The organism is Mesorhizobium sp. M1066, from assembly GCF_040318635.1.
Lineage (GTDB): Bacteria > Pseudomonadota > Alphaproteobacteria > Rhizobiales > Rhizobiaceae > Mesorhizobium.
Genome location: NZ_JAMYMR010000006.1, coordinates 227,451 through 240,172 on the forward strand (window position 1 = coordinate 227,451; position 12,722 = coordinate 240,172).

A 12,722-nucleotide genomic window follows, 5' to 3' on the forward strand; every position below is an offset into this window, starting at 1 on the left:
CTAGTCCTCGCCGCCCTCGCCCACGCTGTGCGCGTCCCGGCGCCAGTAGGCCGTAACCAGGTGCCGGTCGCGCGGCAGGCCCCACTGCTTGCGCACGATCTTGCGTATCTCCCGGAAATCGCCGAATTCGCAACTTGCCCAGACGTACAGGCCGTCGGCAAGCGCCATGTGATTGCGCTCACGCAAGGCGGTCGACAAGAGGCCCACGGTGCCGGCCTCGAGGCCGCGCCGGTAAAGCCAGGTGATGTCGATATTGTCCCCTTGCGCCAGCGCCATTCGGTCATCCGGGCTATCGACCTCGATCAGCGCCTCGGCACGTGTTGATGGCGGCAGATGCTCCAAAATCCTGCCGATGGCGGGCAGCGCGGTGTCGTCGCCGAGCAGAAGCAAGGTCTGCGCCACCGGGGCGTCGCCGCCGCCGGGTCCGATCATGCCGATGACATCTCCCGCCTGTGCATTTTGCGCGAAGGTGGCGGCGGGCGTGTTCTGGCCGGGGTGCAGCACGAAATCGACATCGAGCCAGCCGCTTGCGGCATCCAGCGCCCGGATCGTGTAGACCCGCACGGCAAGAGCATCGTCGCCCGAAGGCCAGACAATCAGGCCGTCGGCGCCCATCGTCGGCCAGACCGGCTGGCGGCCAGCCGGCGGCAGCAGCAGCCGCATGTGCAGGCCGCCATGGCTAAACCGGCCGAGATCCCTGCCGGCGAAGCGCAGGCGCTGCATGTGCGCCGAGATCCGCGTCGACGACATCACTGTGATCTCGCGGAAGAAGACCGGCGTACCGGCGTCAACGCCGTCGCCTTGCCAATGGATGCCCCTGGTCGTGCCGAGATGTTCGGCGACATGGCCGGCGACCGTCATCTTCATGTAGGAGAGGCAGGTTTCGTCGGTCGCCGCGACGCGGATCAGCACGCTTTCGTCATCGAGCGTAGCGCTCAACGAACCATAGTAGAGGCGAAGCTCCCATTGGTCGGCGACGCCGGTGTCGATCTCGAATTCGCTGTGCTCTGCGCGCAGCCGATCCATCACCAACCTGATCGCCGCGTCGCTGATCCGGGTTTGCGCGCTAAGTTGGTCCATCGCTCAGTCCTTCGCAACAATTCGGCAAGCGCCGCAGCGCCACCGCCGTCAGCGACATGCCACAGCCGCTGCGGCGTTTCCACCTAAACTTGATTATAAAATTCATATTTAGCGATGAACGCCTACCGCGCGGCAAGGCGTTCGGGAAGGAAATCGACGAACACGCGCACCTTCGGCGACAAATGGCGATTGGAGGGCCACAGCATACGGAACTGGCCACGGCCGTCGACATGACCGTCGAGGACGGTACGCAGCCTGTCTTCGTGCAGCGCCTCGCGCACCAGGAAATCCGGCATGCAGGCTATGCCGAGCCCGGCGAGCGTGGCGCCCTTCAAGGCTTCCATGTTGTTGCAGGTCAGCATCGAGCGGATCTGCGGTTCGGCGCTTCCGGTAGTGAACGGCCACTCCAGCAGCCTGCCGCTGTTCAGGAAGCGGAAGTTTATGCCGAAATGCCTGGTGAGATCCGCCGGCACACTGGGGGCGCCATGACGGTCCAGATAGGAGGGCGCCGCGCACAGCAGCATGCGAAAGGGGGCAACGGGTCTCGATACAAGGCGCGAATCCGGCAGCTCGCCGCTGCGGATCGCGACATCGATACCCTCGTCGATGACGTCAACGATCCGGTCGTTGAAATCGATGTCGAGCTCAATCTCGGGATAGCGTGCCATGAACTCCGACAGCACCGGCAGCAGCAGATGATAGGTGACGATCGGGGTGGATATGCGCAGCCGCCCGCGCGGTGTTTCCCGTATCCGCGACAGCATCGCCTCGGCATCGCCGATGTCGTCGAGGATGCGGCGCACCCGCTCGTTGAACAGCTTGCCCTCTTCCGTCAGGCCAATGCGCCGCGTGCTGCGCTGCAGGAGCCGCACGCCGAGCTCCTGTTCGAGCCGCGCGACGCTCTTGCCGACGGCGGAAGCCGAGATGCCGAGCGCCCGCCCTGCAGCGACGAAACTGCCGAATTCGGCGGTGCGGGCGAAGGCCAGGAGCCCGTTGAGACGATCCATCGTGTCATTCCATTCGAGCGTTTCAGTCCGATATACCAGGAGATATAACACCATTCTTCCTGAAATGCCGACGACCTATCTTGTCGTCACGACCGGATCCGCAAACGCGCGGCCCACCGGCGAGTGCTGTTTCAGATAGGGAAATCCATGACTTCTAGGACCACAACCGGCTCTGCCGAGAGATGGCTCGTGCTCTTGTCCGTGTGCCTTGCCGCGATGACGATGCCCTTGACCTTCACCGGTCCGGCCGTCGCTCTGTCGCGCATCGCGGCCGATCTCGGCGGCAGTCCGATCGAGCTCAACTGGGTGACAAACGCCTTCATGCTGACCTTCGGCGCCACCCTGATGGCGTCGGGCGCTCTGGCCGACAACCATGGCCGCAAGCGCCTCTTCCTCCTCGGCCTCTCCCTCTATGTCCTGGCGTCGCTGGGCGCGATGCTGGCGCCGGACATCATCTGGTTCGACATTTTCCGGGCCGCGCAGGGGATCGGCAGTGCGGCCGCCTTCGCTGGCGGCGCCTCGGCACTCGCCCAGGAATTCGAAGGGCCATTGCGGCTGCGCGCCTTCAGCTTTCTCGGCACCAGTTTCGGCGTCGGCCTCGCCTTCGGCCCGATCGCGTCGGGCCTGCTTATCTCCGCATTCGGCTGGCGGTCGATCTTTCTTCTGGTTGCAGCACTCGCGCTTGCCGCCGCCATGCTCGGCCTGCGCACCATCAGGGAATCGCGAGATCCGGATGCGACTGGCCTCGACTGGGCGGGAGCCGGCACCTTCACGATCGCGCTGGCGTCGCTGACCTATGGCGTGCTCCAGGCCCCGCAGAGCGGCTGGGCCGATCCCCTCGTCATCACGCTTCTGGCTGCTTCCGCCATCTTCTTTGTCGCCTTCGTCGTCGTTGAGCGACGCGTGCACCGGCCGATGCTGGATCTCACGCTGTTTGCCTATCCCCGCTTCGTCGGCGTCCAGTTTCTGGCTGCGGCACCCGCTTACGCCTTCGTCGTCCTGCTCGTCCTGTTGCCGATCCGCTTCATCGGCATCGAGGGCATGAGCGAGATCAAGGCCGGGCAATTGATGATCTGCCTATCAGGCCCGCTGCTGATCCTGCCGATGCTAGCCGGACAGCTGGCGCGCTGGATCGCGCCGGCCACGATCTGCGGCGTCGGCCTGCTTGTCGCTGCCGCCGGGCTTGTCTGGCTGAGCCTGACACCACCGGTCGATAGTGCGCTGGTGGCGCCGCTGATGCTGATCGGCGTCGGCATCGCCCTGCCCTGGGGATTGATGGACGGGCTTGCCGTCAGTGTCGTGCCGAGAGAGCGCGCCGGCATGGCGGTCGGCATCTTCAACACCACCCGCGTCGCCTGCGAGGGTGTAGCACTAGCGATCGTCATGGCGACCCTTTCCGGCTTTACCGCCGCGCAGGTCGCCGCCGAGGGAACGGCATCTTCGACGGAGGCGGCGGCGGCAGCCCAGCTGCTGGTGACCGGCAATCTCGGCGAAGCAGCACAACATCTGCCCCAAGCCGGAGCCGCTGTTCTGGTCCAGGCCTACGAGACGGCGTTCGACAGGCTGCTGATCGTGCTGGCGGCAATCACCGTCATGACCGCCATCGTCGTCTTCCTTGGCCTGCGTCGCGGATCGGCTTCAGGTGAAAGTGTCGACGTCCAGGCAGTGCCGCAGGAAGGGTAGCAGTCAGCGGACGGCCCCCGCTATCAATCGAGCCTGTGCATCAGGTCCTCATCCAGCCAGCGGCCGAAGAAATAGACCAGTTGCTTGTGCCACCACGGCCAGTCGTGGCTGACATCGCCACCCCAATAATCGACCCAGGCGGGAATGGACTTGTCGCGCAGGATTTGTTCCAACCTGCGCGTCTCGACCAGCATCCGCTCTTCCCATGCGCCCTGCCCGCAGCAGAAGATCAGCCTGAGCGCCTTCAGCCGGGTCAGCAGTTTGGGATCGACGATGCCGGGCAGATAGTCGAGCGGCGAATTGTAGAAAATGTCGCCTTCAAGCGCCTTGCCGAAAAAGTCGCCGGCCGAATAGACGCCCGACAGCGCGATAACGCCGCTGGCGAGTTCAGGAAAGCGGAAGACAAAGTTCGACGAGTGGTAGCCGCCCATCGAGCAGCCCGAGAACAACGGTTTCAGCTTGCGCCCGCCATTGGCTTGCTCGGCTGCCGACAGGAATTCCGGCAGCGCCTCCTCGCGCACATAGCGGAAATAGGCCTCGTGGCGGGCGATGCGGTGCGCGGCGTCCGCATGCTTGTCGAAGAAGGATTCCGAATCGACGCCGTCGACCGTGAACAGCTGGATGCGGCCGGTGTCGATGAATTCGGCCAGTGCGCCTACGCCGCCGGAATCCTCGAACTGGTAGAAGCGCCCCTGCGAGGTCGGAAACACCACCACCGACCGGCCGGCATGGCCGTAGCGCTTGTATTCCATGTCGCGGCCGAGCTGGCTCGAGAAATTCTTGTGATAGGAAATGTCCATCGCCTCACGCCTTTTCCGCGTGGATATAGGCGACTGCCTCGCGCAACGCTGCTTCGTCCTTCGAGCGCATCTGATAGGCGTAATTTCCCATGGCGCGGCTGAAAACCTCTTCGATGGCCTGATGGTGGACGATCTTGTCGCGGTGCGCGGCTAGCACGTCCTCATGGCTGTGCAAATAGTGGAGGCGTCGCTTGCGGCTGGCATAGGCGGTGAAGTATTTGCCCTCGTAAGGGCCGCCGGCGGCATCTCTGACCACCATATCGGCCCATGCCGCATAGACGTCGACGTCGAACGTATAGTTGATCGCATCGGTCATCCAGGCGCCGGGCGGACGCATGTTAACCTCCAGCGCGATGACCCGGTCGTCCTTGGTCTCGAACAGCTCAATGTGGAAGAAGCGTTCGCGCACGTCGAACGCCTTCAGTATCTTACGGCCGGCCTCCTCGATCGCCGGTCTAACCTTGGGAAAGCAGGTGTAGCTCATGTGGCGGTCCTTGTTGACCACCTCCATGATGCTCTGGTCATAGCGGTGGCTGGCCGCCAGCACCACCTCGCCGTCGCGGTTGACCAGCCCGTCATAAGTCACCACCAGTCCCTCGATGAACTGCTCCATGACGAAGGTCACGTCCTCGGGCTTGTCCCGGAAGAACTGGTCGAGCTCCTTGGCGTTGGAGATCTTGAAGGTGTTCGATGCGCCGGAACCGCTGTCGGGCTTGACCACCACCGGATAGCCGACGCGCCGGATGAAAGTCATGGCCCCGGCACGGTCGGAGCATTTGCGCTGCGCGATGGTGTCGACGCCACTCTTGCGGAAGAAGGCGCGCATGCGGCTCTTGCGCTTCAGATTCTTCACGAAATCGAGCTTGGTGCCGTAGATGTTGAAGTCGGAGCGGATGTTGGCTTCCAGATCCAGCCAATGTTCATTGAGCGATTCGAAACGGTCGATGCGGCCCCATTTGTGGATGAAATGCCCCATCGCCCGGAACACCGGATCGTAGTCTTCCATGTCGGCGACACGGTAATATTCTGAAAGCGCCGCCTTCAGCTTGGCGTCGAGTGCGTCATAGGGTGCGTCGCCGATGCCGAGCACCCTGGCTCCGGCCTTCTTCAAACGGTCGCAGAAATCCGCGCCGTTGGTGGGAAAATGCGGCGAGAAGAACACGAAATTCATGGACAACCCCATCGCAACCCGTCGATGCCCAAGTCTGGCGCATTTGCAGCGCCTGGGGAAGGGCACGTGCGGTGGGGACAATATCCAGCAAGATCCGGCCAGCAATGCCAAGGCACCGAACTCGGGTCCCCTCGGAGCCTTCGGCGCGTTGGCTGACGGAGCATCAAACGAAAACCCGCCTGTGCGGCGGGTCACTGGCGCAGATCAGCACCATGGACGAATATGTACCATAGCTGAGGTCACCGAGTCAAGAAAAAATTCCTATCATGGAAAGCTGCCGGCACAAAAGCTGCCAACACTGCCGAACTCGCTGTCATCAGCATTACCCGCAATGCGGCCCCACTTGCCTCTCACAAGCCGCTCCTGTAAGAGAACCGCCATGAACACGCGCGCCACCAACGCTTCCCGTCCGACCGGTTTTTCCGGCGAGACCGTGCGCGCGCTGGCTTCGACCCTGCTTCTTCTCGGCCTTATCGGCGATCGCCGGGTTCGCTGAAGGAGCGCCCGGCGGTCGAACCGCCGCGCAAGCGCATGCTCCTTGGCAATCACATCAAGCGAACGAAATTCTGGTAAAGGCGCCGCTCGCCATCAATCCACCTGAAGGTGGATCCATGAGCCGCCGGGAGAAACGACGATGAACGCACGAGAAGAAATCCGCTCCGATGCCGCGGTAGCCGACACGGATTCGGCCAAAGGGATGCCCGACGCGGCTCGCAAATATCAGCCCTATCCGACCGTCGGCCTCACCGACCGGACCTGGCCTTCGAAGGTGATCGACAAGGCGCCGATCTGGTGCTCGGTCGACCTGCGCGACGGCAACCAGGCTCTGATCGATCCGATGGGCCATGAGCGCAAGGCACGCATGTTCGGCCTGCTGCTCGACATGGGCTTCAAGGAGATCGAGATCGGCTTCCCGTCGGCATCGCAGACCGATTTCGACTTTGCCCGCTGGTGCATCGAGGAAGGCAACGTGCCCGCCGATGTCTCGCTGCAGGTGCTGGTGCAGTGCCGGCCGGAGCTGATCACCCGCACCTTCGAGGCGCTGAAGGGTGCCACCAACCCGATCGTCCATTTCTACAATTCGACCAGCGAGCTGCAGCGTCGCGTCGTCTTCGAAAAGGACGTCGGCGGTATCAAGCGGATCGCCACCGACGCCGCCAAGATGATCACCGACATGGCGGCCAAGGCCGGCGGCGGCTTTCGCTTCGAATATTCGCCGGAGAGCTTTACCGGCACCGAACTCGAAGTGGCGCTGGAGATCTGCAACGCCGTCACCGAGATCGTCAGGCCGACGGCGGACAACAAGCTGATCGTCAACCTGCCCTCGACGGTCGAGATGTCGACACCCAACATCTATGCCGATCGCATCGAGTGGATGTGCCGCAATCTCGACAACCGGGAAAACCTGCTGGTCTCGCTGCATCCGCACAATGACCGCGGCACCGGCGTAGCCACCACCGAGCTCGGCCTGATGGCCGGCGCCGACCGCGTCGAAGGCACGCTGTTCGGCAATGGCGAGCGCACCGGCAATGTCGACATCGTCACGCTGGCGCTGAACATGTACACGCAAGGTGTCGATCCGTTGATCGACTGCTCCGACATCAACCGGATGAAGGACGTCTACGAGTATTCGAACCAGTTGAAGATCCCCGAGCGCCACCCCTACGTCGGCGAACTCGTCTATACGGCTTTTTCCGGTTCGCACCAGGATGCCATCAACAAGGGCATGAAGGCGCTGAAGAAGGCCAATACGAGCCTGTGGGAAGTGCCCTATCTGCCGATCGATCCGGCCGATGTCGGACGCAGCTATGAAGCCATCATCCGCATCAACTCGCAGTCCGGCAAGGGCGGCATCGCTTATGTGCTGCAGGCCGATTACGGCCTCAATTTGCCGCGCAATCTGCAGATCGAGTTCAGCCAGGAAATCCAGGCGATCACCGATGCCGAGGGCAAGGAAGTGCCGGCCAGGCGCATCTACGAGCGCTTTCTCGAAACCTATGTCGATCAGCCCGGCGCGCGGCTGAAATTCCTCGATCACCACACCTACCCCAGCACCGAGATCAAGGGCCGGCGTGTCGTCGAGGCGGTCATCCTCGACAACGGCAAGGAAGTTACGATTACAGGCACGGGTACCGGCCCGATCGACGGCTTCGTCGATGCGCTGTCGCGTCATCTCGGCGTCGAAATGTCGGTGCTCGACTATTCCGAGCACTCGTTGCAGCGCGGCTCGAACGCCTCGGCCATTTCCTATGTCGAGATGGAATATCCCGGCGGCAAGCTGTTCGGCGCCGGCATCAACACCAACATCGTCGCTGCCTCGCTGGAAGCGGTGATGTCCGCCGCCAACCGTATCGTCGGTAAAAAGGCCGGCTGACGCCGAGGGGAACAAAGATCGGAACCGGCTCAGTCTGGTGATCGGTTCCGGCCCTTCGGGCCATTAACCACCGCGGAATTATCCGGTGGGTACGTGATCGCATAACGGGGTGTATACTTGTGTGGTGGTGCGGGACCTATATGATCGCGCCTCAACCTGTGCCGACTTCGAGAGGATCGACACTTGCAGCATGCCACGCCTGCCGCCCCCGCAGTGCGCGAGACACTGGAGCGACTGCTTGCCAGCCAAACGTTCGGCCGATCCGAACGCGCGCGCAAGCTGCTGCGTTATCTTGTCGAACGTGAACAGGCCGGCGAAGCCGACAGGCTCAAGGGCTTTTCCATTGCCATGGATGTTTTCGGCAAGGACGGCGATTTCGATCCGTCCACTGATGCCGTGGTGCGGGTGCAGGCAGGCAGGCTGCGCGAGCTTCTGCAACACTATTTTGCCAATGAGGGAATTGCCGAGCCGGTCCGCATTGCCATTCCGCGCGGCGGCTATGTTCCTGCCTATGAATTGAACGCGATCCGCCTGCCGGATATTGCCGAGGCTGTTCCCGAACTCAGGCTGGACGGCGCCGTATCCGCCGATCGATCAAACGAAGCCGGCACGGGCATGCTGGACGCGATGTCTCTGGCTTCCGTACCGTCTTCGCCTGCCCCCTCGGTGGCGCGCCATCTCCGCTTTTTCTGGATGGCGATCGCCCTGGTCATCGCCATGCTGGGCGTACTGATCCTTCGCCAGGGCAGCACTGCCTTGCTGGCAGGCGGCGACATCTCGGCAACGCCGGAGATCGCTGGCGCAACCGCAAGCGTCACGGCATCGGCAAGGGCTGATGCCCTTCCGCAAGTCTATATCGGACTCAAGGCTGACGGCCCCGACGCCAGCCGTGTCGCCGCATCGCTGCGCGCCGGCCTGAGTGGCTTCGATACCATCGACTTCATCGGCCGCGACACCGTCGGCGATCCGGCTGACGACGCTGCGAGCTTCATATTCGACGTCCTGCCCGGACCGGACGCGGGCGACATCACGATCGAACTGCAAAGCATGGCGTCTGGACGGGTGCTTCTATCGCGCAATCTTACCCCCGCCGACAGCGCACCTGCCGCAGTCGAAGACCGTATCGCCGACATGCTGAGCTCGGCACTACCCGCCTCCGGCACCATCTACAACTATATCGAGCAGACCGGCACGCCAAACGGTCTGACGCAATGCCTGCTGCTCAACGGCAAATATTATCTCGACCAGAACGCCAGGACGCATGAGGCAGCCTATCGTTGTCTCGAGAAGCTGGCCAATGGTGGAACCAAGTCCTCGCTCGTCTATTCGGAACTTGCTTCCCTGCATCTCGAGGCGGTGTCCGATCATTACGCCTATCCGCCCAATGCGACGATTGAAACAGCCGTCGAGTTTGCCCATCGCGGCGTGCAGATGGGTCCGACCAGCCCTTATGCCCATCGCTCCTACGGCTATGTCAGTTCGCGCCTCGGCAATACGGACGAAGCGATCCGCTGGATGCGCAAGGCCTATGAACTCAACCCCTACGACCTCGGCATGGCCGCCGCTTACGGCTACGGGCTGATCTTTGCCGGGCGATATGCCGAGGGAACGCCGATCCTCGATCATGCGGCGGAGACCTTCAGCGGACACCCGACATGGTGGGATTACGGGCTGTTCGTCGGTGAACTCATGCTCGGCGACATGAACAAGGCGGTCGCGGCCAGCATGGCACTGAGAACAACGGCAACGAAATCACACTATCTGGCGGCGCGGCTGGTCGGCGCCAAGGCTGCCGGACAGGACCATCTGGTGGGCACGCTGCTGAAACAGCTGACCACCGAGTTCCCCAAATTTGCCGCCGATCCGCGGGCGACTTTCGTCGAGCGGAAATATCCGGCCGACCTGACCGACCGGCTGGTCCAGGCACTCCGCGCTGCCGGGCTCGGCAGCCCAAGCTGACACGATCGACGTCCGCGCACCGGCTGCGCCGCGTCCCGATGGATTTCCTGCGCTCCGATCGCCGAATGCCGCTTGGTCGCCAAGTTCTGTACACAACCGTACAAATCGCGAGAATTTTACTGGTCATCACGTTGGACTAGGAGCAATTCAGCCACCATTGGTGTCGCGCATTCTGCAATAACAAAAAATCAGCTTTCATGACCGCATCACTTTTTGCCGCCGAACAGGGTATTGGCTCGAAGGCCATCGTCCTGCTGCACGGTTTCGGCGGCTGCCATGATGTATGGCGCGAGGTGATTTCCGCCCTGACGCCTCTCACGCATACGCTGGCCTATGATCTGCCTGGGCACGGGATGTCGCTCGATTTTCCCGCCGCCGGTCCGGCCAGGGTGGCGGCCAAGGCCGTGCTCGCCGATCTCTCGGAGCGTCGCCTGAAGCGCGTTCACCTCGTGGGCCACTCGATGGGCGGTGCCGTGGCGGCGCTGATGGCGCTGGCCGAGCCCGAAAAGATAGCCTCGCTGACGCTTCTGGCGCCGGGCGGCCTTGGCCCCGAAATCAATGGACCGCTGTTGCGCCGCTATGCCGAAGCCTCGGATCGGTCGGAGATCCGCTCCTGCCTCGCCGTCATGTCGGGACCTTCAGCCCCGCCACTCGAACATATGGTCGACACCCTTTGGGAAATGCGCAGACGACCCGGCCAACTCAAAAAGCTCGTCGAGATCGCGGCCGCCATGACCGTGGACGGTCGGCAAGGCGTCATCCCGCACGATCGCCTCGATGGACTGAACATGCCAGTGATGGTGGCATGGGGAACCAACGATGCGGTGCTGCCCTTTACCCAGGCGGATGACCTGCCGGCGCATTTTCACGTGCACCACGTGCTGGAGGCCGGCCATATGCTGGCGGAGGAAGCCCCCGACCTCGTTGCCGAGATCATCCGCCGCAACACCAACCGCCGCGCCAGACCACATCGCCAGAAATTCGCCGCAGCAGCCAGCTGACTTTTCCCGCACGACAACCTTCCTGGGCACCCCAGGGCCGTCGATCTCGCCAGTGCATTTTGCCGGCGGCTGTGTTAACCCGGTGTTAACCAAACCCACGAGGCAGACGCCGATGAAGGAAGCAGGCGAGAAGACCATCGACCAGTCGAAGAAACTGTCCGATGCCATCCGTGATGTCAAAAATGCCTTCGCCGACCGCGACGATGTCGTCGTCGACATGCGCGAAGCGCATCGCATGCGTCTCGATCTGCTTGCCGCCGAGCTGGCGCCGGTTTTTGCCGATGTTCCGGCCGACATGGACAATTTCGACTTTGTCGTCTCGTCCGGCTTGCAGCCGCGCTTGTGGATCGACGCCATCAGTCATGTCGCCATGGGGCGCGACCGCCGGACCTATCGCTTCCTCAAGGACACCCGTATCGGCCGGGTGGTGCTTGCCGAATCCACCGAGATGAAGCCGGTTGCCGATTCCGTGACACGCTATGTCGCGGAGCGCATCGTCGAGCGTCAGAGGATGCTGGAAGGCGGCGTCGAACCGGCCGTCGCCGGCATGAAACGTGCCTATGTGCCGGAAGCCGAACCGCCGCTGCGCGCGACGGCGCGCGGCAAACGCTGGTCGGCCTTTCTGTCCGGGCTTGGCCTTGTGGCTGCCGGTGCCCTGGTCGGTCTTCTCGTGTCCATCGTCCTGTTCTGGGACCGCATCGTCGCCATGGTAGTCAGCTTGCGGCCATAGCGGCGCCAGTCACGGCACCGAGTTCCAGCGTCTGCAGATCGGATGGCGGCATGGACGGCCCGGTCAGGCCGCGCCGCGTCAGCCGGATCCGCCAATTGCCCGTCTCGCCGTCAATGTCGAACAGATTGTACTGCGCCGCCGGGTTCTTGCCGCCCGGCGCCTGGCCGGCGGCGGCGACGCCGACCGCTGGGATCCTGACGCCGCGACCGCCGATGAAGAACAGCGACGGCAGATGTGAATGGCCGTGCAGGACAAGGTCGGCGCCGTGGCGGCGAATGATCTTGTTGAAGCGGGCAATGCCGAACAGCCGCTTGTGCTGCGGGACCGCGCCGCGCACCGGCGGATGATGGATCATGATGGCGCGGAACAGCCCCTGTCCGGCGGTATCCCCGAGGATTTTGCCGAGCCGCTTCGCCTGGCCTTCCATGAAGAAACCATTGGCCATGAAGGGTGCCGTGGCGCGCGCCGTCGAGACACCGATCAGCGCGACGTTGCCGCGCACGCGCAGATAGGGAAATGCGTTGCGATCGACCGGCGTGTTGACGCCGTCGCCGCTCATCCACGCCGCCCAGGATCGGCAGACCTTGTCGAAGGCGCCTGGCACATAGGCATCGTGGTTGCCCGGAACGACCGAAACATCATGCGCCGGCCCCAGCGTCTCCAACCAGTGCCTGGCCATCTCGATCTCGCCGTCGAGCGCCAGATTGACCAGGTCGCCGGTGACGGCGAGGTGGTCAGGCGTGTTCGCCTTGATGTCGGCGACGATCGTGTCAATGACCGCGTCATGCATATGGCGGCGGCGGTTGCGCTGCCAGTTGACATAGCCGAGCACGCGCTTGGAGGCGAGATCGCGATAGGATACATCGGGGAGCGGCCCCAGATGGACATCGGAAATATGCGCGAGCCTGAACATACAA

10 protein-coding genes are annotated in these 12,722 nt (G+C 63.0%); 5 read left to right on the forward strand and 5 right to left on the reverse strand.

What is annotated here, in order from left to right; genetic code table 11:
* Both NKH52_RS12175 and NKH52_RS12180 read right to left on the reverse strand, forming a co-directional pair.
* On the reverse strand, nt 1-1,080 hold the full coding sequence (locus tag NKH52_RS12175; RefSeq protein WP_352730108.1) for an SIP domain-containing protein: 1,080 nt from the start codon (nt 1,078-1,080) through the stop codon (nt 1-3).
* 122 nt (nt 1,081-1,202) lie between these two features.
* Nucleotides 1,203-2,087, reverse strand: coding sequence for a LysR family transcriptional regulator (locus NKH52_RS12180; protein WP_352730110.1), 885 nt, complete (start codon nt 2,085-2,087; stop codon nt 1,203-1,205).
* Nucleotides 2,088-2,234: 147 nt separating this feature from the next.
* Between NKH52_RS12180 and NKH52_RS12185 the strand changes: the two genes are divergently transcribed.
* On the forward strand, nt 2,235-3,770 hold the full coding sequence (locus tag NKH52_RS12185; protein WP_352730111.1) for an MFS transporter: 1,536 nt from the start codon (nt 2,235-2,237) through the stop codon (nt 3,768-3,770).
* Nucleotides 3,771-3,793: 23 nt separating this feature from the next.
* Here NKH52_RS12185 and NKH52_RS12190 read toward each other — a convergent pair whose 3' ends face one another.
* Nucleotides 3,794-4,570, reverse strand: a complete 777-nt coding sequence (locus tag NKH52_RS12190; protein ID WP_352730113.1) for an esterase family protein — start codon at nt 4,568-4,570, stop codon at nt 3,794-3,796.
* A gap of 4 nt (nt 4,571-4,574) precedes the next feature.
* Nucleotides 4,575-5,741 (reverse strand): ATP-grasp domain-containing protein, encoded by a 1,167-nt coding sequence (locus tag NKH52_RS12195; RefSeq protein WP_352730115.1) that lies wholly within the window; start codon nt 5,739-5,741, stop codon nt 4,575-4,577.
* Between the two features lie 634 nt (nt 5,742-6,375).
* Here NKH52_RS12195 and leuA point away from each other — a divergent pair.
* The 4 genes from leuA (at nt 6,376) to NKH52_RS12215 (ending at nt 11,805) form a co-directional block, all read left to right on the forward strand.
* Nucleotides 6,376-8,115 carry a 2-isopropylmalate synthase gene (gene leuA, locus NKH52_RS12200; protein WP_352730117.1) on the forward strand — a complete coding sequence of 580 codons (1,740 nt, stop codon included), beginning with the start codon at nt 6,376-6,378 and terminating at the stop codon, nt 8,113-8,115.
* Nucleotides 8,116-8,298: 183 nt separating this feature from the next.
* The gene (locus NKH52_RS12205) at nt 8,299-10,074 is read left to right on the forward strand and encodes a tetratricopeptide repeat protein (RefSeq protein WP_352730119.1); all 1,776 of its coding nucleotides are present in this window, start codon (nt 8,299-8,301) and stop codon (nt 10,072-10,074) included.
* 197 nt (nt 10,075-10,271) lie between these two features.
* Nucleotides 10,272-11,075: an alpha/beta fold hydrolase gene (locus NKH52_RS12210; protein ID WP_352730121.1), complete on the forward strand. Its 804-nt coding sequence runs from the start codon at nt 10,272-10,274 to the stop codon at nt 11,073-11,075.
* Between the two features lie 112 nt (nt 11,076-11,187).
* Nucleotides 11,188-11,805 carry a hypothetical protein gene (locus NKH52_RS12215; RefSeq protein WP_127290250.1) on the forward strand — a complete coding sequence of 206 codons (618 nt, stop codon included), beginning with the start codon at nt 11,188-11,190 and terminating at the stop codon, nt 11,803-11,805.
* Here the strand turns inward: NKH52_RS12215 and NKH52_RS12220 are convergent.
* Nucleotides 11,789-12,718 carry a metallophosphoesterase family protein gene (locus tag NKH52_RS12220; RefSeq protein ID WP_023809898.1) on the reverse strand — a complete coding sequence of 310 codons (930 nt, stop codon included), beginning with the start codon at nt 12,716-12,718 and terminating at the stop codon, nt 11,789-11,791. The genes NKH52_RS12215 and NKH52_RS12220 overlap by 17 nt on opposite strands.
* Nucleotides 12,719-12,722 lie beyond the last annotated feature (4 nt).